This is a genomic window from Paracoccus sp. SSJ (assembly GCF_030234105.1).
Taxonomy (GTDB): Bacteria; Pseudomonadota; Alphaproteobacteria; order Rhodobacterales; family Rhodobacteraceae; genus Paracoccus; species Paracoccus denitrificans.
In genome coordinates this window covers 28,533-48,036 of record NZ_JASSPE010000011.1, presented here as the reverse complement: position 1 = coordinate 48,036, position 19,504 = coordinate 28,533, and the positions used below count along the sequence as shown (strand labels likewise).

Annotated in this window: 21 protein-coding genes; 11 read left to right on the top strand and 10 right to left on the bottom strand. The window is 69.0% G+C overall.

Annotated features, from left to right (window positions below):
- Window position 1: 1 nt before the first annotated feature.
- Both QPR87_RS13410 and QPR87_RS13405 read right to left on the bottom strand, forming a co-directional pair.
- Complete coding sequence (locus QPR87_RS13410; RefSeq protein WP_285049849.1) at window positions 2-160, bottom strand: hypothetical protein; 159 nt, start codon at window positions 158-160, stop codon at window positions 2-4.
- A 52-nt stretch (window positions 161-212) separates the two neighbouring features.
- A complete protein-coding gene (locus QPR87_RS13405) occupies window positions 213-1,046 on the bottom strand; it encodes an alpha/beta hydrolase (RefSeq protein WP_285049848.1) in 834 nt (277 codons plus the stop codon).
- Window positions 1,047-1,197: 151 nt separating this feature from the next.
- On the opposite strand from QPR87_RS13405, the gene QPR87_RS13400 reads away from it, so the two are divergent.
- From QPR87_RS13400 to QPR87_RS13385, 4 genes are read left to right on the top strand one after another with little or no spacing between them, the layout of a single operon-like run.
- Window positions 1,198-2,604, top strand: coding sequence for a YncE family protein (locus QPR87_RS13400; RefSeq protein WP_104491414.1), 1,407 nt, complete (start codon window positions 1,198-1,200; stop codon window positions 2,602-2,604).
- A 59-nt stretch (window positions 2,605-2,663) separates the two neighbouring features.
- Entirely contained in the window at window positions 2,664-3,761 is a 1,098-nt protein-coding gene (locus tag QPR87_RS13395) for an ABC transporter substrate-binding protein (protein ID WP_285049847.1), read from the top strand.
- Complete coding sequence (locus tag QPR87_RS13390; protein ID WP_285049846.1) at window positions 3,740-4,792, top strand: FecCD family ABC transporter permease; 1,053 nt, start codon at window positions 3,740-3,742, stop codon at window positions 4,790-4,792. Before QPR87_RS13395 ends, QPR87_RS13390 begins: the two co-directional genes overlap by 22 nt.
- Window positions 4,792-5,568: an ABC transporter ATP-binding protein gene (locus QPR87_RS13385; RefSeq protein ID WP_285049845.1), complete on the top strand. Its 777-nt coding sequence runs from the start codon at window positions 4,792-4,794 to the stop codon at window positions 5,566-5,568. Before QPR87_RS13390 ends, QPR87_RS13385 begins: the two co-directional genes overlap by 1 nt.
- Window positions 5,569-5,598: 30 nt before the next feature.
- Here the strand turns inward: QPR87_RS13385 and QPR87_RS13380 are convergent, their stop codons facing one another.
- From QPR87_RS13380 to rpe, 3 genes are read right to left on the bottom strand one after another with little or no spacing between them, the layout of a single operon-like run.
- Window positions 5,599-6,018, bottom strand: a complete 420-nt coding sequence (locus tag QPR87_RS13380; protein ID WP_285049844.1) for a DUF1178 family protein — start codon at window positions 6,016-6,018, stop codon at window positions 5,599-5,601.
- A 40-nt stretch (window positions 6,019-6,058) separates the two neighbouring features.
- Window positions 6,059-7,258 carry a 3-deoxy-D-manno-octulosonic acid transferase gene (locus QPR87_RS13375; protein WP_285049843.1) on the bottom strand — a complete coding sequence of 400 codons (1,200 nt, stop codon included), beginning with the start codon at window positions 7,256-7,258 and terminating at the stop codon, window positions 6,059-6,061.
- Window positions 7,255-7,947 (bottom strand): ribulose-phosphate 3-epimerase, encoded by a 693-nt coding sequence (gene rpe, locus QPR87_RS13370; RefSeq protein WP_104491411.1) that lies wholly within the window; start codon window positions 7,945-7,947, stop codon window positions 7,255-7,257. Before rpe ends, QPR87_RS13375 begins: the two co-directional genes overlap by 4 nt.
- A gap of 222 nt (window positions 7,948-8,169) precedes the next feature.
- Here rpe and hslO point away from each other — a divergent pair, with 222 nt between their 5' ends.
- From hslO to QPR87_RS13340, 6 genes are all read left to right on the top strand, one after another.
- Window positions 8,170-9,195: an Hsp33 family molecular chaperone HslO gene (gene hslO, locus QPR87_RS13365; protein ID WP_285049842.1), complete on the top strand. Its 1,026-nt coding sequence runs from the start codon at window positions 8,170-8,172 to the stop codon at window positions 9,193-9,195.
- 2 nt (window positions 9,196-9,197) lie between these two features.
- Entirely contained in the window at window positions 9,198-9,779 is a 582-nt protein-coding gene (locus tag QPR87_RS13360; protein ID WP_041529979.1) for an NUDIX hydrolase, read from the top strand.
- Entirely contained in the window at window positions 9,776-10,942 is a 1,167-nt protein-coding gene (locus QPR87_RS13355) for a CCA tRNA nucleotidyltransferase (protein ID WP_285049841.1), read from the top strand. The genes QPR87_RS13360 and QPR87_RS13355 overlap by 4 nt, the downstream gene beginning before the upstream one ends.
- A complete protein-coding gene (locus QPR87_RS13350; RefSeq protein WP_285049840.1) occupies window positions 10,942-12,804 on the top strand; it encodes an ABC transporter ATP-binding protein in 1,863 nt (620 codons plus the stop codon). Before QPR87_RS13355 ends, QPR87_RS13350 begins: the two co-directional genes overlap by 1 nt.
- Complete coding sequence (locus tag QPR87_RS13345; protein ID WP_285049839.1) at window positions 12,801-14,021, top strand: class I SAM-dependent RNA methyltransferase; 1,221 nt, start codon at window positions 12,801-12,803, stop codon at window positions 14,019-14,021. The genes QPR87_RS13350 and QPR87_RS13345 overlap by 4 nt, the downstream gene beginning before the upstream one ends.
- Before the next feature lie 65 nt (window positions 14,022-14,086).
- Window positions 14,087-14,602, top strand: a complete 516-nt coding sequence (locus QPR87_RS13340) for a L,D-transpeptidase family protein (protein ID WP_011748858.1) — start codon at window positions 14,087-14,089, stop codon at window positions 14,600-14,602.
- A 100-nt stretch (window positions 14,603-14,702) separates the two neighbouring features.
- On the opposite strand, the gene QPR87_RS13335 is transcribed toward QPR87_RS13340, so the two are convergent.
- Window positions 14,703-15,458, bottom strand: coding sequence for a glutathione S-transferase family protein (locus tag QPR87_RS13335; RefSeq protein WP_285049838.1), 756 nt, complete (start codon window positions 15,456-15,458; stop codon window positions 14,703-14,705).
- Window positions 15,459-15,499: 41 nt separating this feature from the next.
- Window positions 15,500-16,063: a divisome-associated lipoprotein DalA gene (gene dalA, locus QPR87_RS13330; protein ID WP_041529980.1), complete on the bottom strand. Its 564-nt coding sequence runs from the start codon at window positions 16,061-16,063 to the stop codon at window positions 15,500-15,502.
- 231 nt (window positions 16,064-16,294) lie between these two features.
- Between dalA and QPR87_RS13325 the strand changes: the two genes are divergently transcribed.
- A complete protein-coding gene (locus QPR87_RS13325; RefSeq protein ID WP_230999517.1) occupies window positions 16,295-16,948 on the top strand; it encodes a L,D-transpeptidase in 654 nt (217 codons plus the stop codon).
- 106 nt (window positions 16,949-17,054) lie between these two features.
- Here QPR87_RS13325 and QPR87_RS13320 read toward each other — a convergent pair whose 3' ends face one another.
- The 3 genes from QPR87_RS13320 to QPR87_RS13310 form a co-directional block, all read right to left on the bottom strand.
- Window positions 17,055-17,528, bottom strand: coding sequence for a DUF1203 domain-containing protein (locus QPR87_RS13320; RefSeq protein WP_230999518.1), 474 nt, complete (start codon window positions 17,526-17,528; stop codon window positions 17,055-17,057).
- Between the two features lie 108 nt (window positions 17,529-17,636).
- Complete coding sequence (hemH, locus tag QPR87_RS13315) at window positions 17,637-18,668, bottom strand: ferrochelatase (protein ID WP_011748863.1); 1,032 nt, start codon at window positions 18,666-18,668, stop codon at window positions 17,637-17,639.
- Complete coding sequence (locus QPR87_RS13310; RefSeq protein WP_285049837.1) at window positions 18,665-19,504, bottom strand: methyltransferase domain-containing protein; 840 nt, start codon at window positions 19,502-19,504, stop codon at window positions 18,665-18,667. Before QPR87_RS13310 ends, hemH begins: the two co-directional genes overlap by 4 nt.

Here is a 19,504-nt window from a genome sequence, read left to right as displayed (position 1 = left end):
GTCAGGGCGGCCCGGTGGCGCGCGGAGCAAGACCGGCGAACTCCTTGTCGGTCCGCCGCCCGGCCAGCGGAATACGGCCGGAAACCGCTTGCCGCACCCGGCAGCCGCCCCGGCAGAACAGCGCAGCAAGCAAGATCAGAAAATATCCGGCGAACAGCATCCGAATCCCCATTCGATTGCCGCCAGCCAAGCACCAAAGGCTGAAGATCCGGTTAATCCGCGCTGGCAAAGGGCAGGACCAGCGGGAAAGAGCCCGCCAGCGTCTGGATATGGATATGGCCGGGCAGCACATGGACCTGCGCGCGATGGCCGGGATGGCGGGCGAGGTCCGCAACGAACTGCATGGTGGCCGGTGCCGGCCCGTCGGGGGGCGGGCCGTCGCTGCCCGAGCGTTTCTCGCGATCCCCCAGCGCCACCAGCAGCGGCAACGATGAGGGCGCAGCGGCTTGGGCCACGCGGCGGATCAGCGCCTCGTCCCACCAGATCGAGGGGCTGATCGCGGCATGGCGGGCAAAGCCCTGCGGCCGCGCCAGCAGCGCATATAGCGTGAACAACCCGCCGAAACTGTGGCCCCAGAGCGTGCGGCGGGCAGGATCTACGGGCAGGCCGGCCTCGGCCGCGTCGCGCAGCGGGCCGGTCAGCCGGTCGTGAAAGATCGCCGCGCCGCCGGCCATGCGGCCCTCATGGACGTGATCGGGACGCAAGCCGTCGCCCGGCCCGTCGGGCGCGGTAAAGTCCAGCGTCCGCAGCTCACGCGCGAATTGCCGGTCGGTATCGTAGCCGATGCCGACGACCACAAGCCCCGGGACCAGCGCCAGATGCTCGGGCGTCAGGAAATCGAAGGCGGCATTGCCGTCCAGCATGTAGAGCACCGGCCAGCCGCCCGCCGGCGCGGGTGCCTTGGGCACGGCCAGGAACAGCCGATAGCCGGGACCGACCGCCACCACCTTCTGCGACAGCCGATGCGTGGGCGCCCCGGTCTGGAAGATGCGCAGTTCGGCCTGTTTTCTGGCATGCTCCGGCCCGACCCGTCCCAGCTGCGACATATTGCGTCGATTCCTCCGCTTATAAAGCTCCGACCTCCCGCCAGCGTTAGTTGACAAGGACAGTCAGGAATATAGGTTGCGCGCTGACCGAAGCCAGCCCTGATCCGGGGTCAGCCAAAGCGAGTCCTGATCCGTTTTCAAGGAGTTTCTCATGGCACATCCATCGCGCCCCTCATTTCGCGCCCTGCTTGGCGTGTCGGCGCTGGCGCTTGCGGTGATTTCGGCCCCGGCGCTGGCCGAGACCGTCTTCACCAAGCCGCTGGTCGATTTCCCGGGCCGCGTCAGCGCCGGCGGCGTCGAGCGCGCCCCGGTCCACAAGGGCGGCAAGGCGGTGATCGAGGGCCAGGACCTGATCCCCGGCCAGACCGTCACCCTGATGCGCGGCACCACCACGCTGAACGCCGAGCCGATCACCGTCGATGCCGAGGGCAAGTTCAGCTTTGCGCTGGACGTCGATGCCGAGGCCGAGACCGGCTTGCAGCCCATCGCCGTCATCACCGAGAACCCGGCCTCGGCCGAGGTGGTCCAGCTGAAGATCTCGCCCGAGGTGGCCATCTCGGGGGCCGATAAATTCGCCATCGCCAGCGAGCCGGTGGTGCGCGGGCTTTATCAGGTGAAGTTCAGCGAGGCCGCGAATGCCGCCTTCGTGACCAGCGCCGTCGGCCGCCCGCCGGTCAAGGAAGCGAAACTGGTCAAGATCAACCCCGAGACGCTGAAGATCGAGGCCGAGGCTGTCCCGGGCGCCGCGCCCGCCCGTCCCGACGGCAGCGACGGCGGGCTGTTCGCCGTCTATGGCGTCGATGTCGACGAGGCGAACGGCAATGTCTGGGTGACCAACACCCGCCAGGACACGGCCGCGGTCTACAAACAATCGGACCTGTCGCTGGTCAAGCAGTTCGAGCCGGGCGCCGTGCCCCATGCCCGCGACGTCGTGGTCGACGAGGCCAATAGCCGCGCCTATGCCAGCGCCACCGGCACGCCCGAGATCAAGGTCTTCGACACCGGGACGCTGGAGCCGCTGGAGCCGATCACCATCCAGTCGCAGATCCGGGGCGAAGAGTTCTCGACCATGGCGCTGGATATCGACGAGGCGGGCGGCAAGCTGGTCACCGTTAGCATTTCCACACCAGAAGCCGCGGTGGTCGATCTGGCCTCGGGCGAGGTCAAGGTGATCGCGCTGCCGGGCGCCAAGGTCGCCTCGGGCGTGGCCTACGACCCGCAGGAGGGGCTGATCTTCGTCGCCTCGCAGGCCACCGACAACCTGCTGATCGTCAAGGCCGAGACCGGCGAGGTCCTGCATGACGTGGCCGTTGGCGCCGGCCCGCTGAACGTCGCCTTCGAGCCGGTGGGCCGCCTGGCCTATGTCGCCAATCGCGGCGCCGGCACCATCGCCGTGGTCAGCCCCGAGGGCGAGGTCGTCGCCAACCTCGACGCCGGCAGCTTCCCCAACCAGTTGCGCGCCGACGGCAAGGGCAACGTCTGGGCGGTCAACAAGTCGCGGGGCGAGGACGACGAGGCGGGCGACCGCATCTGGCGCATCACCCCCGCCACGGAGTAAGAGGGTCCTCGACCCTGCCGGGGCGTTCGCGCCCCGGCGCACGAGCCAACGGACCCGCCATGACCCTGACCCGCCCGCTGCTTGCCGCCCTTGCCCTGATCGCCTCGCTTGGCTCTGCCGCGGCGGATGTGGTGGCCACCGACATCCTGGGGCGCGAGGTGCACCTGCCCCAGCCCGCGCGCCACATCGTGCTGGGCGAGGGGCGGCACCTGTCGGTGCTGGGCCTGATCCATGACGATCCGGTCGCGCTGGTCTCCGGCTGGCGGCTGGACAAGGCGCTGGACGAGCCGACCATGCAGGCCTATCGCGAGAAGTTCCCGACCATCGACCAGATCCGTCCGGTCGGCTCGGGCAATCGCGACATCTCGGCCGAGGCGATCATCGCGCTGCATCCCGACCTGGTGGTGCTGACGCTGATCGACCGGAACGACCCGGGCATGGAGGTCGCCCGCCAGCAGATCGAGGCGGCCGGCATCCCGGTCGCCTATGTCGATTTCTTCTCGCATCCGCAGGAGAACTCGATCCCCAGCCTGCGCATCCTGGGCAAGCTGACCGGCGCCGAGGACCGCGCCGAGGAATTCGCCGGTTTCTACCAAAGCCGGCTCGACCGCATCCGCGACCGGCTGGCCGTGCCGGGCATCGTCCGGCCACGCGTCTTCTTCCACGTCCATGCCGCCCCGCAGAATTGCTGCTCGACTGTCGGCACGGGTGTGTTCCACGATTTCATCACCACGGCGGGCGGGCAGAATATCGGCAACGACACCGTCAAGGGCGTGCTGGGCAATGTCAGCCTGGAATACCTGATCGGCGCCGACCCGGATGTCTATGTCGCCACCGGCGGCACGCATATGGCGGCGCGGGGCGGGCTGGTGCTGGGCTCGGGCGTCGATGCCGAAACCGCGCAGGCCGGCTTCGAAAGGCTGATCTCGGCGCCCGGCTTTTCGTCGCTGCGCGCGATCGAAGAGGGGCGCGCGGCCGGGGTCTGGCACCTGTTCAACGATTCACCCGTGCATATCGCCTTGATCGAATACCTGGTCAAGACCTTTCACCCCGAACTGTTCGAGGATGTCGATCCCGCCGCCACGCTGGCCGAGATCAACGCCCGCTTCTCGCCCGTCATCGTGCCGGGAACGTGGTGGGTGACGCCGAAGCCATGAGCGACGCGACGCTTCAGCTCTATCACCGGCAGGGCCGGCGCAACGCCCTGCTGGTGGGGGTGCTGGGGCTGGCGGCGCTGGCGGCGCTGCTGCTGGATCTGGTGACCGGCCCCGCCGGCCTGCCGCTGGCCGAGACGCTGCGGGCGCTGACCGGCGGCGAGGTGGCGCGCGGCACTCGGGTCATCGTCTGGGACGTGCGCCTGCCCGTCGCCTGCATGGCGCTGCTGGTCGGCGCAGCGTTGGCGCTGGCCGGGGCCGAAATGCAGACCGTGCTGGAAAACCCGCTGGCCGAGCCCTTTACGCTGGGCGTCTCGTCCTCGGCCGCGCTTGGCGCCGCCGTGGCCATCGTGCTGGGCCTGACCCTGCCCGGCCTGCCGGCGGTCTGGAGCGTGTCGGGCAACGCCTTCCTGTTCGCGCTTGGCGCACTGGGGCTGTTGCAACTGCTGGGCCGCATCCGCGGCGGCGGACCCGAGGTGCTGATCCTGTTCGGCGTGGCGCTGAACTTCACCGCCGCCGCGTTGCTGTCGCTCTTGCAGTTCGTCGCCTCGGCCGATGCGCTGCAACAACTGGTGTTCTGGACCATGGGCAGCCTCGCCTCGGCGCAATGGCCGGGCGTGGTGATGATCGGCGTGGTGCTGGCCCTTGCGGTGCCGTTTTCCTTTCGCGCGGCGTGGAAGCTGACCGCGCTGCGGCTGGGCGAGGACCAGGCGAAAAGCTTCGGCGTCGATGTGGCCGGCCTCAGGCGCTGGACGCTGCTGCGGGTCAGCCTGCTTGCCGCCTCGGCGGTCTCGATGGTGGGCGTGATCGGCTTCGTCGGGCTGGCCGGGCCGCATATCGCCCGGATGCTGGTGGGCGAGAACCACCGCGTCTTCCTGCCCGCCAGCATCCTGACCGGGGCGCTGGTCATGTCGCTGGCCTCGACGCTTTCCAAGACGCTGGTGCCGGGGGTGCTGCTGCCGGTCGGCCTGGTCACCTCGCTGATCGGGTTGCCGATCTTCTTCGCGCTGATCCTGCGCGGAAGGCGGCGCTGATGCAGGGGTTGCTGGCCCGCGGCATCTCGGTCCGCTACGGCACCCGCTCCGTGCTGGAGGGGCTGGACCTGCCGCTGCTGCGCCCGGGCGAGGTCACGGTGCTGGCCGGGCCGAACGCGGCCGGGAAATCGACGCTCCTGCGCGCAATCGCCCAGTTGCAGCCCCATGGCGGGCAGGTCTTTCTGGACGGCCAGGAGCTGTCCCATACCCCGATGCGCGACCGCGCCCGGCTGATCGGCTTCATGCCGCAAAGCCTGCCGTCGAGCTCATCGCTGGTGGCGCTGGAAAGCGTGATCGCGGCACTGCGCGCGGGCGATACGCTGGGCGCGCGGCAGGCCGATGCCACCGCCATGGCTGTGCTGGACAAGCTGGGCATCGGCGCGCTGGCGCTGGAGCCCCTTTCGGCGCTGTCGGGTGGACAGCGCCAGATGGTCAGCCTGGCGCAGGCCATCGTGCGCGATCCGCGCCTGCTGCTTCTGGACGAGCCGACCAGCGCGCTGGACCTGGCGCGACAGGTGCGGCTCTTGTCGGAACTGCGCCGGTTGGCGGGCGAGGGGCGCATCGTCGTCGCCGTGCTGCACGACCTGGCGCTGGCGGCGCAATGGGCCGACCGCATCGTGCTGATCCACGGCGGCCATACCCATGCCGAGGGCGCCCCGGAGCAGGTGCTGACCCCGCAGCTTCTGGCCGAAGTCTATGGCGTCGAGGCGCGGGTCGAGCGCTGCTCGCACGGGCGGATCATGGTGCTGATCGACGGCGAACACGCCCCGACCTGATCCCGTGAAGGGCGTTTCCGCGCCGCGCGGTCAATGCGCCCGCTGGCGCGAACGAAAGGGCAAGGGCGCGACGGGAATGCCTTCCTCCAGCAACCTCTTGGCATCTTCCAGCTTGGCCTCGCCATGGATCGCGCGCTCGGGCGCCAGGCCCTCGTGCATGGCGCGGGCCTCGGAGGCAAAGGACATGCCGACGTAATCCGAATTCTCCTCGACATGGCGGCGCAGCTTTTCCAGAACGGCCTCATGCTCGTTGCGCGGGCTGTGCAGGTCGGCGGCCTCGTCGCGACCCTGCGCCACGCGCGGCGCCATCAGCGCCTTGTCCACCGTGCTCGAGCCGCAATGCGTGCAAGTGACCTGGCCCGCGGCACGCAGGCTTTCGAACCCGTCCGAGGACCGGAACCAGCCATCGAAGTCATGGCCTTTGTCACAGCGCAGGGCATAGCGGATCATCGCGACTCCTTTCCCTTGGAATATCGGGCCGCACAAGGGCTTATACAAGACTGCGCCGCGCCAGATGCCCGATCCGCTCGATCAGCGTTGCGGGATTGCCAGCCCGCGCCAAAAGCAGCGCCCGCGCCGCCTCGCCCATGCGGCGCTGGCCCGCCGCATCCTGCGCCAATGCGGCCAACAACTGCGGCAGCGCCGCCGCCTCGCAGCCTCTTGCCGCCCCCGCGGCCTCCAGATCGGCGTAGTCGCCGGCATGGTTGGCGACATGCGGTCCATGCAGGATGGCGCAGCGCCAGGCGGCGGGCTCCCATGGCGTATGCCCGCCGTGATCGGCAAAGGAACCGCCGGTGATGCAGATGCCCGCGGCGCGATACCACGATGCCATCTCGCCCAGCGTATCGGCCAGCAGCACCGCCGCCCCCAGCCCGCCGCCCCGGCTGCGGCGGACGACCTCCAGCCCCCGCGCCGCGATCAGCGCCGCCACGGCATCGCCGCGCTGGGGATGGCGCGGCGCCAGGATCAGCCGCAGGCCCGGCGCCGCCTCGCGGGCAGCCGCCCAGGCGTCCAACATCGCCGCATCCTCGCCCTCGTGGGTCGAGGCCGCCAGCACGGTGCGGAAACGGTCCGGCGCATCCTCGCCCGGATCGACGCGGGCCGGACCCAGCAGCTTCAGGTTCAGCCGCGGCGTCAGCGCATCAGCCCGCAGCCCCAGCGCCAGAAGCCGCGCCTCGCTGTCCGCATCCTGCGCCGACAGCGCGTCGATGCGGGCCAGCATCGGCCCGATCAGCCCCGGCAGCCGGCCCCAGCGCGCCGCCGAGCGGGCCGAGATGCGCGCGCCCACCACGACCTGCGCCACGCCCCGCGCCGCCGCCATGGCCGAGCGGTTGGGCCAAAGCTCGTTCTCGACCGTGACCAGCACCGCGGGCCGGACCCGGTCCAGAAAGCGCCCCACCGCCTGCGGCACGTCCAGCGGCGCCAGCGCGCAGGCATGGCCCAGCCGCCGGGCAAGATCGCGCCCGGTCAGGCTGTTCACCGTCACCACCAGGGGAAAGTCCCGCGCCAGTTCCTCGGCCAGCACCTGGACCGAGTTGAGTTCGCCCACGCTGGCCGCATGCAGCCAGATGCCGCCCGGCGCGACCTCGGGGCCGGAAAGCGCCAGCCGCTCGCGCCAATCCGCACCGGCCAGCGGCGCGGCAAGACCCAGCGCCCCGCCAGCCAGCGCCGTGGCGCCGCGCCAGATCAACGCGTCGCGGCCTCGGCTGCCTCGCGGATGGCGCGGATGTTCTCGCCATAAGGCGCGCTGTTCGAAACCGAGCCGCCCCGGAACACCGCCGAGCCGGCGACCAGCACATCCGCCCCCGCCGCCGCGACCAGCGGCGCGGTGGTGGGATCGACCCCGCCGTCGATCTCGATATGGACCGGCCGGTCGCCGATCATGGCGCGCAGCTCGCGCACCTTCTCGATCTGGCTGCGGATGAACTTCTGCCCGCCGAAGCCGGGGTTCACCGTCATCACGCAGATCAGGTCGACGTCGTCCAGCAGGGGTCGCGCCGCATCGGCGGGCGTGCCCGGGTTCAGCGCCAGCCCGGCCCTGGCACCTGCGCCGCGAATGGCCTGAAGCGTGCGGTGGACATGCGGCCCCGCCTCGACATGGGCGGTGATGATGTCGCTGCCCGCCTCGGCGAAGGCCTCGATATAGGGATCGACCGGGGCGATCATCAGATGCACGTCCATCACGCCGCGGATATGCGGCCGGATCGCCTTGCACATGGCGGGGCCGAAGGTCAGGTTCGGCACGAAATGCCCGTCCATCACATCGACATGGACCCAGTCGGCGCCCTGGTCCTCGACGGCACGGCATTCCTGGCCGAAATTGGCGAAATCCGCGGAAAGGATCGAAGGCGCGATCTTGATGCGGCGGTCGAATGTCATGGCTGGCTCCCTGCATTGCCCCTGGTCCCGGTTATCGTCCAAGGCCGCCGGCCGTCAACATGCATGAAAGTCGCATTTCTCCGTTTTCCAAATACTCCGCGGGGGTCCGGGGGCGCGAAGCCCCCGGCTTCCCCCTTGGGCTTTCCGCCGCAGGGCCTATATTGGAGCCAAGGCGCCAGGCCGCTGCCGGCCCTCGCGCATCCCTATTCCGAAGGACTTCCGATGACCGAAACGAAGGAAATTTCCTGGGACGACCGCATGCTGCCCTTCCAGCTGGAACGCTCGGACATGCGCGGCCGCGTCGCGCGCCTCGGGCCCCTGCTCGAACATATCCTGTCGCGCCACGACTACCCGGTCGCGGTCAGCGCCATGGTGGCGGAACTCACCACCCTGGCTGCGCTGATCGGCCAGACCATCAAGCTGCGCTGGAAGCTTTCGCTCCAGGTGCGCGGCAACGGCGCCATCCGCACCATCGCCACCGATTACTATGCGCCCGAGACCGAGGGCGGCCCCGCCCGCATGCGCGCCTGGGCCAGCTTCGACGCCGAACGGTTGCAAGAGGGCGTGCCCGGCTTCGACCAGCTCGGCCAGGGCTATTTCGCGGTGCTGATCGACCAGGGCGAGGGCACGACGCCCTATCAGGGCCTGACGCCCCTGGCCGGCGGCTCGCTCGCGACCTGCGCACAGACCTATTTCGAACAGTCCGAGCAGCTTCCGACCCGGTTCGACCTGACGGTGGGCCGTTCGCGCCTGCCCGGCCAGCACCAGGACCATTGGCGGGCCGGCGGCATCATGCTGCAAACCCTGCCCGCCGCCAGCCATGCCGCGCCCGAGGGCGGCACGCTGCAATCCGCCGACATCCTGCAAGGCGCGCAATCCGAGGACTGGAACCGCGCCACCATGCTGATGGCGACGGTCGAGGCGATGGAGCTGGTCGACCCCGCCCTGCCCTTGCCGAACCTGGTCTTCCGGCTGTTCCACGAGGAAGAACCGACCTCCTTCGCCGCCCAGCCCCTGGTCTTCGGCTGCTCCTGCAACGCCGAACGGGTGCGCGGCACGCTGTCGATCTATTCGGCCAAGGACATCGCCCATATGACGAACGAGGACGGCATCGTCACCGCCGATTGCCAGTTCTGCGGCGCGCATTACGAATTCGACCCGAAAAGCCTCGGCTTCGAGGCGGAGATCGACGCCGAGGGCAACCCGCTGCCCAAGGGCGAGGCCGGGGAAAACCGGGCCGCGCTTTGACGATGGCGATCCGCGAGACATTGATGCGGGCCCTGTCGGGAACGACGGGGCCTTCGTCCGATTTCGACTTCGGGGGCACGCCGCCGGGCGAGGCGGTCCTGCGCCCTGCCGGCGTTCTTGCCGCCTTCGACGCGGTGGACGGCCGGCTGATCCTGACCAAGCGCGCCTCCAGCCTGCGCCACCATCCTGGCCAGATCGCCCTGCCCGGGGGCAAGGTCGATCCCGGCGATGCCGACGAAACCGCCGCCGCCCTGCGCGAGGCGCATGAGGAGGTCGGCCTCGACCCCGCCCGCGTCGAGGTGCTGGGCACCATGCCGCCGCATCGCACCATCACCGGCTTTGCCATGACCCCGGTGCTGGCGCTGGTCCACGGCCCCTTCACCCCCATCCCCGAGATGGGCGAGGTCGAGGAGGTCTTTACCGTCCCCTTCGCCCATGTCGCCGATCCGGCGAACTATCATATCGAGGGCCGGATCTGGCGCGGGGCGCGGCGGGACTATTACGTCGCCCCCTGGGGACCCTATTATATCTGGGGCGCCACCGCCCGCGTGCTGCATTCCCTTGCGACAAGGCTTTCCGCATGACCCGTCTGACCGCGCCCTTCCTTGACGATCCGGCATTGAAGCAGGTTCTGGCCGCGCTTGCGGCCGGGGGCGCGCAGGCGCTGATCGTCGGCGGCGCGGTCCGAAACGCGCTTCTGGGCGAGCCGGTGGCGGATGTGGACATCTCGACCTCGGCCCGGCCCGAGGACACCGTGCGGCTGGCCGAGGCCGCCGGGCTGCGCTCCGTGCCCACCGGCATCGAGCACGGCACCGTCACCGTCATCGTCGACGGCCGCGGCTTCGAGGTCACCAGCTTTCGCCGCGATGTCGAGACCTTCGGCCGCCGTGCCGTCGTCGCCTATTCCGACCGGATCGAGGACGACGCCCATCGCCGCGACTTCACCATGAACGCGCTTTACGCCACCGCCTCGGGCGAGGTTCTGGACCCGGTCGGCGGCCTGCCGGACCTGGCCGCGCGGCGGCTGCGCTTCGTCGGCAATCCGCACGCCCGCATCGCCGAGGACTACCTGCGCATCCTGCGCTTCTTCCGTCTGCTCGCCTGGTATGGGCGCGAGGCCGAGTTGCAGGCGCTTGCCGCCTGCCGCGAGCTGCGCGAGGGGTTGACCGGCATCTCCAGGGAACGCATCGGGCACGAGATCCGCAAGCTGCTGGACGCCCCGGACCCGTCCCGCGCCGTGGCGCTGATGGCCGAGGCGGGCGTGCTGCCGCTGGTCCTGCCCGGTGCGGACGCCGGCGACCTGCCCGATCTGGTCGAGGTCGAGCGGGAATACGGCACCGGCGCCCTGCCCTGCTGGCCGCGCCGGCTGGCCCTGCTGGCACCGCAGGATGCCGAGGGCGCCCTGCGCCTGTCGCGGGACGAGGCCCGCGCGCAGGACCACATTGCCGCCGCGCTGGCCCTGCCCGCGCCCGCCGCCGCCTATCGCTTCGGCCGCGCCAGCGCCGCGCAATCGGTGCTGATCCGTGCCGCCCGCGGCGAAAGGCCGGCCTTCGGCTGGTGCTATGACCTCGCCCGCGGCGCCGCGGCGCAGTTCCCGCTGACCGCCCGCGACCTGATGCCCGAACTGTCCGGCCCCGCCCTGGGCGAGGCGCTGCGCCGGGCCGAGGCCGCCTTTGTCGAAAGCGATTTCACCCTGCCGCGCGACGCGCTGCTGCGGATCGCCCTGCAACACGAGGCCCGCGCCTGATGCATGATTTCTTCGCCCGCATGATCGACGCCTTTCGCCCGGCCGAGGGCCCACCGCCGCGCCGGCTGCTGGCCTTTTTCCGCTGGTGCCTGTCGGGCGCCTGGCCGGGGCTTACGCTGGCGGCGGTGGCCTCGGCGCTGGGGGGCATCGCCGACGTCGGCTCGGCGGTGCTGCTGGGCTGGGTGGTCGATGCGGTGGTCTCGACCCCCGTGGACCGGATCTGGGCGGAACAGGGCGGGCTGATCCTGGGCTTCGTCGCCTTCTTCCTGCTGATCCGCCCGGCGATCTTCGGGCTTTCGACCGCCAGTTCCAGCGTCATCATCGGGCCGAACATCCTGCCCTTGGTGCTGTCGCGGCTGCATCGCTGGACCATGGGCCATGCCGTCACCTTCTTCGACAACGACTTCGCCGGCCGCATCGCGCAAAAGCAGATGCAGACCGCCCGCGCCGTGACCGATGTGGCGACCGAGTTCGTGAACGTGGTGGCCTTTGCGCTGGCCTCGGTGATCGGCTCGGCCGCCTTCCTCGTCTCGGTCGACGGCTGGGGCGCGCTGGCGCTGATGGTGTGGCTGGGCTCGTATGTCCTGCTGATCCGCTTTTTCCTGCCGCGCATCCGCACGCGCTCGGCCAGCCGGGCCTCGGCGCGGGCGATGGTGACGGGGCAGGTCGTGGACACGATCACCAATATCAAGACCGTCAAGCTTTTCGCCCATGCCGAGCACGAGGACCGCGCCGCACTTGGCGCCATGGCCGGCTTTCGCGAACGCGCGCTGGATTTCGGCCGCGTCTCGACCTGGTTCCGCCTGTCGCTGATGACCATCGCCGGCGCGCTGCCGGTGATCCTGGTCGGCGGCGCCATCCTGCTGTGGCGCCAGGGGCAGGCCACGGCGGGCGACATCGCCGCCGCCGGCGCCATCGCCATGCGGCTGGCGCAGATGACCGGCTGGGTCAGCATGGCGCTGATGGGGGTGTGGGGATCGATCGGCGAGGTCGAGGACGGCATGAAGACCCTTGCCCCGCCCCATGCCCTGACCGATGCGCCCGATGCCGTCGCCCTGGGCCGGGTCGCGGGGCGGATCGACTTCGACCATGTGAATTTCGCCTATGGCCGGGCCGAAGGGGGCATCACCGACCTGGACCTGCATATCGCGCCCGGCGAAAAGCTGGGCATCGTCGGCGCCTCGGGGGCGGGGAAATCCACCATGGTCTCGCTGCTTCTGCGGCTTTACGACGTGGAAAGCGGCGCGGTCCGCGTGGACGGCCACGACGTGCGCGCCGTGACACAGGAAAGCCTGCGTCGCAACATCGCCATGGTCACGCAGGAAACCGCGATGTTCAACCGCTCGGCGCGCGAGAACATTCTCTACGGCCGTCCCGACGCGACCGAGGCCGAGATCGTCGCCGCAGCCCGGGCGGCCGAGGCGCATGAGTTCATCCTGACCCTGCGCGACCACATGGGCCGCACCGGCTATGACGCGCATCTGGGCGAGCGCGGCGTCAAGCTGTCCGGCGGGCAGCGCCAGCGAATCGCGCTGGCCCGCGCGCTGCTCAAGGACGCGCCGATCCTTGTGCTGGACGAGGCGACATCGGCGCTGGACAGCGAGGTCGAGGCGCAGGTCCAGGACGCGCTGCACCGCGCCATGCGGGGCAAGACGGTGCTGGCCATCGCGCACCGGCTTTCGACCATCGCCGAGCTCGATCGCATCGTCGTGCTGGAGGCCGGGCGCATCGTCGAACAGGGCAGCCATGCCGAGCTGCTGGCGCTCAATGGCACCTATGCGCGTTACTGGAACCGGCAGTCGGGCGGCTTTCTCGGGACCGAGGACGATACGGCAGAGGATGCGACGGAGGCCGCCGAGTGACGCTCTGGACCGTCGAGCGGCTGGGCCGCAAGGGCGATGGCGTGGCGCTCAGCGGCGATCGGCGCGCTTTGGCCGCGCTGACCCTGCCCGGCGAACAGATCGAGGGCGAAGAGGAAGCCGGCCGCATCGCCAGCCCGCGCATCGCGACACCTTCGGCCGACCGGGTCCGCCCCCCATGCCAGCACTACCGCGCCTGCGGCGGTTGCTCGCTGATGCATGGCTCGGAGGCTTTCGTTAAGGCATGGAAGGTCGGCGTGGTGACCGAGGCGCTGCGCGCGCAGGGGCTATCGGTGCCGGTCGCCGGGGTGCATGTCTCGCCGCCGCGCTCGCGCCGGCGGGCGGTGTTGTCCGGGCGGCGGACGAAGAAAGGCGCGCTGCTGGGCTTTCACGCCCGCGCCTCCGAGGTGATCGTCGACATCGCCGATTGCCATGTGCTGCGGCCCGATATCCAGTCCGCGCTGCCACTGTTGCGGCGGCTGGTCGTCGCCGGCGCCTCGCGCGCGGGCGAGCTGTCGCTGACCGTGACCGAAACGCCGGCGGGGCTGGACGTGGCCGTCACCGGCGGCAAGCCGATGGAGCCGGCGCTGTTCCAGACCCTCGCGGCACTGGCCGATCAGGGCGATCTGGCACGGCTCAGTTGGGACGGGCAGGCCATCACCCGCCGACCGCCAGCCCTTGCCATGGGCCGCGCGCGGGTGGTGCCGCCGCCGGGCAGCTTTCTGCAAGCGACAGCCGAGGGCGAGGCCGCACTGCTTGCCGCCGCGCGCAGCATCGTGCGGGGCGCCGGGCGGGTGCTGGACCTGTTCGCGGGCTGCGGCACCTTTTCGCTGCCGCTGGCCGAGGCGGCCGAGGTCCATGCGGTCGAAGGGCTGGCCGCGCCGCTGCAGGCGCTGGATGCCGCCGCCCGGCAGGCGCAGGGCCTGCGCCGAATCACGACCGAGATCCGCGACCTGGCCCGCCGCCCGCTCATGCCCGACGAGCTGGCTTATAACGCAATCGTGATCGATCCGCCGCGCGCCGGGGCCGAAGCGCAGGCGCGCGAGATCGCCCAGGCGCAGGTTCCGACGCTGGCCTGGGTCAGCTGTGACCCGGTCACTTTCGCAAGGGATGCGCGGATTCTTGCCGAGAACGGCTACAGGTTGTGCCAGCTGTTCGTGGTCGATCAGTTCCGCTGGTCGCCGCATGTCGAGACCGTAGCAGAGTATCGCCGACGCTAGCCGAATCTTAACCTCTGTGGTATTTCATAACAAAACGAAGCGCATAGCGCATACAGAGGGCAGTGATGATTCGGGCAATTCGCGCATTTCTCGCGGTTGTCGCAGTTGCCGTCGTGGCAAGCTGCGGCGGTGGCGACAGCCTCCAACCCAGCAAGACCTATCAGGGGCCACCCATCACGCAGATCGTGGTGAAGAAGGCCGACCGCAAGATGTATCTGGTCAGCGGCAAGGAAGTCGTCAAAAGCTACAAGGTCAACCTCGGCAACCAGCCGTTCGGGCCAAAGCAGTTCGAAGGCGACGGCCGCACGCCCGAGGGCATGTATTTCATCGACCGCTTCAACCCGCGCAGCCGCTATCACCTGTCGGTCGGCATCTCCTACCCCTCGGCGCAGGACGTGGCCAAGGCGGCAGCCATGGGACTGCGGCCGGGCGGCGATATCTTCATCCACGGCCTCGGTCCCGAGGGGCGGGCACTGAACCGCGCGGACTGGACCGCCGGCTGCATCGCCGTGACCGATGAGGAGATCGAAGAGATCTTCACCATGCTACGGCCGGGCGTGCCGATCTTCATCTACCCCTAAAAAGCGACGAAGGCCCCGCGCCTGTGCTCGCGGGGCCTCGCGCCGGATGGGGCCCAGTCGGCGAATTGCCGGGGATCGTCAGGCAGGACGGCCCCGCCGTTCAGTTCCGGGCCTGGGCCTTTGCCGCATCGGCCGCTTCGAAATGCGCCAGTTGATCCCGGCGGGCCTTCCGGAAGGCCGGGCGACTGCAAGAACGCGCCACATAGGCCCCGAGAGCGGGGCAATTCCCCAGCTTTCCCAGATCGTTCGGAATGCGAAGCACGTCGGACATCATGATGTCGGCGACCGTGAAGCACGAGGCCGCCAGCCATTCCCGCGTCTCCAGAACCGCCTCCAGCCGCTCGAAACGCTGCTGCATCCAGCCGGCAAGGGGGTTTTCCGCTTGCCCGGACATGTCGATGAACCACCAGGGCACGGTGACCATCTCGACCGAATTCAGCGCAGCGACGAACCATTGCAGCGTATCGGCTTTTTCCTGGGGTTCGCGAGGCATCAGCGCCTCGCCCTTTTCCGCCAGATGCAGGAGACAGGCGCCGCTTTCGAAAATGCGGATATCGCCGTCGTCGAGAAAGGGCACCTGCGCGAAAGGCTGCCGGGCAAGGTGATCCGGCCCCCGGTCATCGAACGGGACGGTCGCAACGACATAGCCGATGCCCGCCTCCTCCAAGGCCCAGCGAAGCCTCAGATCGCGCACATAGCCGCGTGGCGCCTTGGGCACCCAATCGTAGGTCCAGATCGTCACTTGCCCGGGCATCGCGATATCTCCTCGGCAGTGCGACGCGAGAATAACACGCCGCAGCCCCGGGATCGACACCGCGAGGAATGGGGCCGGGCCGCCCGGCGGACCGGCGCGCAACTCGGGCGAACGGCGCGGCCCGGACGGACCGCGCCGCCGGATCAGATGCCGGCACCCGGGGCGAAGCCGCCCGCCATGGCCGTCGGCGCGCCGCCCGCGCCGCCGGTGATCAGCACCCACCAGATCTTGCCCGAGGGCTCCTGATACCAGCCGATGCCGAACTCCGTGGCGCGCGGGTCCATGATCACGTCGCGCGTGTCGCGGGTCTGCATCCAAGCGTTCAGCGTGGTGATCTCGTTCTCATAGGTCTCCGAGATGTTCTCGCCCACCAGATGGCCCGAATAGCCCTGGCGCCGCACCCGGTCCAGCGGCGAGGAACCGTCCGAGCCGAAATGCCATGCCCGGTTCTGCGCCGCCATGTCGCGGGCATGGACCTTGGCGGCCGCATCCAGCATCGGGCTCTGCATCATGGCAGGCGCCGCGACGTTGGCGCGCAGGGCGTTGATCTGGCCCAGAACGCGGCCGGGAATCTCCGCCTCTTCGCGCGGGGTGATCTTGTAGGCGACCGGCAGCGGTTGGCCGTCGGGGCCGAGTTGCGGCTGTGGCTGCTGGCAGGCCGCAAGGGCCAGCACCGACACGAGCGCCAGGGTAGAAAGTCTCAGCATGATATCCTGTCCCAGAGGAGATTTTGCCCCAGCCATACAAAAGCGCACCAGTCGCTTCAAACGCAAGATTGCGTGAGGGCCACAGGCTGCGACTCTGTTGCGACAATGACGCTTGTTTGAATTGCAAGGCGCATGGACCGGGCGTAAATCCCCGTTTCAGCAAGACCTCATTTCGCGGAATCGGGCAGAGAAGGCCGCAGGAAGCGGTCCGTTACATATCAGGAGCGACACATGATCACGCCGAAAAATCCGGTTTCGCGCCGGAAATTTCTGACCGCCTCGGTGGCGATGGGCGCGGCGGGCCTGGCGGCCCCGGCCATCGCACAATCCTTCGACCCCTATACCGGCCAGCCGCTGCAAGGCACGGCGGGCGGCGCCACCCCGGACGCGGGCATGGTGCAATACGATTCCGGGCAGGATTCGCGGCGCAACATCTCCAGCTTCCGCATGCAGGACTGGCAGCCCTATTTCAGCACGCTGGCCAATGGCGCCATCCTGGTCGACCTGACCTCGCGCGCGCTGCATTTCTGGTCCGAGGACCAGTCGGTCTATCGGCTGTTCCCGACCTCGGTCCCGGTCAGCGCCGACCTGACCCGCACCGGCCGCACCGAGATCATCAAGAAGGTCGTCGGCCCCAGCTGGGCGCCCACCCCCGAGATGAAGAAGCGCAACCCCGAATGGCCGGATTTCGTGCCGCCGGGGCCGGACAACCCGCTGGGCACCCATGCGCTGTGGCTGAGCTGGCAGTATTACCGCATCCACGGCACGCATGACACGCGCAAGATCGGCCGCAAGTCCTCGAACGGCTGCATCGGCCTTTACAACGAGCACATCCAGCAGCTTTACGAGCTGACCAAGATCGGCACCCAGGTGCTGCTGATCTGACCCGGTCGCAATGAAAGCGACAACGAAAGGGGCCGCAAGGCCCCTGTTTCGTTTCAACCGCCCGGATCGGAGCGGGGCTTGGGGGGCCTTGGCGGATCGTCGCGCCTTAGGCTGAGCGCACGATCCGAACCTGAAAGCAGTTGTTCCGCGCAGATCGCACATCAACGAAACTGATGTCGTCGCGATCCAGAAGTTCGGCGGCATAGGCTGCAACGTCTTCCTTCGCCACAACCCTGCCCGTGCCGTAACGGATACGTTGCTCTGCTGTGTAGCCCTTGAGCAGATAATCCGGGCTGGACGTGAGTATCGGTGGCACCCCCGCGCCTGCCCATGCCGCACATTCGTCAGCGCACAGGAATATGGGTCCGGTTTCGGCATAGGGCTGGACATGATCAAATGGCCGGTAGGCCAGGATCAGCATTTCGGCATCCCTGGGAACGAAATCCAGGCAATGCCGGCACGGATTCCCGCTGCCGGAGGATCGCACGCGCTCCGGGGCGCAATCATAGGCATCGCGCCCCCCGTTCCGCAATTCGTCAACCTTGTCGCTCGGAAGCGGAAGAAACTTGATCTTTGCCATTCGGAACCCCTGAAGTCAGGCGGTCATATTCCGATCTGTGGAAGCGCTCGCACCCCGTTTCTTGCGCTCGAATGGCCGTTTCGTCCGATGACGGGCAAAGGCCACCCGTCAGACCCACCCCCCCAGATTCTCGCCGATCACCGCCGTCAGCACGTCGATATGGTCGGGCTCGGCGTTCAGGCAGGGGATATAGGTGAATTCCTTGCCGCCGGCATGGATGAAGGCCTCGCGGATCTCGCCCTGGATCTCCTCCAGCGTCTCGATGCAATCGGCCGAGAAGGCGGGCGAGATCACCGCAATCTCGGTGATGCCCCGCTGCGCCAGTTCGGCCACATGCTCGACCGTATAGGGGCGCAGCCATTCCTCGGTCCCGAAGACCGACTGGAAGGTGGTGTCGATCACGTCCTCGTCCCAGCCCAGCCGTTCCCGCAGCAGGCGCGAGGTCTCGGTGCATTGCAGGAAATAGGGGTCGCCCTCCTCGAAATAGCGCCGGGGCATGCCGTGATAGCTGGCGACCAGCTTCCTGGGCTGGCGGCCGCCCAGCGCGCGCTCGACCGAAGCCGCGAGCGCCGCGATATAGTCGGGCCGGTCGAAATAGGGCGGCACGGTGCGCGCGGCGGGCTGCGCCTTCTGCCCCATCAGCGCGCGGAAGAACTGGTCGTTCGCGGTCGCCGTGGTGGCACCGGCATATTGCGGATAAAGCGGGAAGAACAGGATGCGGTCGCAGCCCGCCTTGACCATGCGCTCGACCACGTCCGGCGTCGAGGGGTTGCCGTAGCGCATGCAGAAATCGACCATGACCCGGTCGCCCCACAGCGCCGCCGTCCGCTCGCGCAGCGCCGCCACCTGCTGCTTGGTGATGGTCATCAGCGGGCTTTCATTCGCCTCGTTGTTCCAGATCAGCCGATAGTTCGCCCCCGAGGTGAAGGGCCGCTTGGTCAGGATGACGGTCTGCAGCAGCGGCTGCCATTTCCAGGCGGGATAGTCGATCACCCGCTTGTCGGACAGGAACTCGCTCAGATAGCGCCGCATCGGCCAGTAATCGGGCGAATCGGGAGTGCCCAGGTTGGCGATCAGCACGCCGATCTTGCGGGCCGGGCTCTGCGGTTGGCTTGCGGGGGCGTGCTCGGGAAGGGTCATTCGGGCTTTCTCGTGCTGGCAAGTGCTTCGGCAAGCGGCATCCGGGCCGAGCCTGGGCGAAGTGGTTTCTGCTGACTGGCATCGGGCGCCCATCCGGTCAGGAAAACCAGATCGAAGGTCGCCCGGATGCGCGTTCCGTCCTGTGGGTCGGCATGGTTTTCGGCATAAAGCGCAGCGGCGCGCAACAGGACATCTCGTCGCGTCGGGTGCCGCAGCCGCTGGGCCAGCGCATTGCCCTCGCCCATGGCGCGCAGGTCGCGTGCTAGGTGGAACAGGCTGCGATAGCTGACGGTCTGGGTGATCTGGTCGGCGACCGGCAGCGCCAGCCCGGCGCGCGGCAGCAGCCCGCCGAGGTCGCGGATCTCGCCCATGGGCAGGACGCGCGGCGACAGGCCGCCGGTCACCTCGGCCTCGGCACGGGTCAGCGAATCGCGCAATTCGTGCAGCGTGCCGCCGCCCGGACAGGCAGCGATGAACAGCCCGTCGGGACGCAGTGCGCGCGCCGCCTGCGCGATCTGGCCGACCGGGTCCTCGGCCCAATGCAGCGCCATGGCGTGGATCACCAGGTCATGCGCGCCGGGTTCAAGCTCCAGCACGGGTGCGTCGCCGACGATCTTGGCGCCGGGCATCGCCTCGCGCCAGAAATCCGGCCAGCCGGTCACGACGGCGATGTCGCTAAACCGTCTGTTAACCTCTGCCAGCCTATCCTCGACCTCGTCGGCGACGATTCGGTGCAGGAAATCGACCGGCCCAAGGCGCAGAGACCGGGCGCGGTTACGGTCGAGCGCATGGCGGTCGGTCAGGCCGGGAACGGAGGAGGGAAGATCGGGCATCAT

Coding starts and splice junctions, on each gene's coding strand:
- QPR87_RS13410 (WP_285049849.1), bottom strand. CDS start 160: ATGCTGTTCGCCGGATATTTTCTGATCTTGCTTGCTGCGCTGTTCTGC.
- QPR87_RS13405 (WP_285049848.1), bottom strand. CDS start 1,046: ATGTCGCAGCTGGGACGGGTCGGGCCGGAGCATGCCAGAAAACAGGCC.
- QPR87_RS13400 (WP_104491414.1), top strand. CDS start 1,198: ATGGCACATCCATCGCGCCCCTCATTTCGCGCCCTGCTTGGCGTGTCG.
- QPR87_RS13395 (WP_285049847.1), top strand. CDS start 2,664: ATGACCCTGACCCGCCCGCTGCTTGCCGCCCTTGCCCTGATCGCCTCG.
- QPR87_RS13385 (WP_285049845.1), top strand. CDS start 4,792: ATGCAGGGGTTGCTGGCCCGCGGCATCTCGGTCCGCTACGGCACCCGC.
- QPR87_RS13380 (WP_285049844.1), bottom strand. CDS start 6,018: ATGATCCGCTATGCCCTGCGCTGTGACAAAGGCCATGACTTCGATGGC.
- rpe (WP_104491411.1), bottom strand. CDS start 7,947: ATGACATTCGACCGCCGCATCAAGATCGCGCCTTCGATCCTTTCCGCG.
- hslO (WP_285049842.1), top strand. CDS start 8,170: ATGACCGAAACGAAGGAAATTTCCTGGGACGACCGCATGCTGCCCTTC.
- QPR87_RS13360 (WP_041529979.1), top strand. CDS start 9,198: ATGGCGATCCGCGAGACATTGATGCGGGCCCTGTCGGGAACGACGGGG.
- QPR87_RS13355 (WP_285049841.1), top strand. CDS start 9,776: ATGACCCGTCTGACCGCGCCCTTCCTTGACGATCCGGCATTGAAGCAG.
- QPR87_RS13350 (WP_285049840.1), top strand. CDS start 10,942: ATGCATGATTTCTTCGCCCGCATGATCGACGCCTTTCGCCCGGCCGAG.
- QPR87_RS13340 (WP_011748858.1), top strand. CDS start 14,087: ATGATTCGGGCAATTCGCGCATTTCTCGCGGTTGTCGCAGTTGCCGTC.
- dalA (WP_041529980.1), bottom strand. CDS start 16,063: ATGCTGAGACTTTCTACCCTGGCGCTCGTGTCGGTGCTGGCCCTTGCG.
- QPR87_RS13325 (WP_230999517.1), top strand. CDS start 16,295: ATGATCACGCCGAAAAATCCGGTTTCGCGCCGGAAATTTCTGACCGCC.
- QPR87_RS13320 (WP_230999518.1), bottom strand. CDS start 17,528: ATGGCAAAGATCAAGTTTCTTCCGCTTCCGAGCGACAAGGTTGACGAA.
- hemH (WP_011748863.1), bottom strand. CDS start 18,668: ATGACCCTTCCCGAGCACGCCCCCGCAAGCCAACCGCAGAGCCCGGCC.
- QPR87_RS13310 (WP_285049837.1), bottom strand. CDS start 19,504: ATGATGCCCGATCTTCCCTCCTCCGTTCCCGGCCTGACCGACCGCCAT.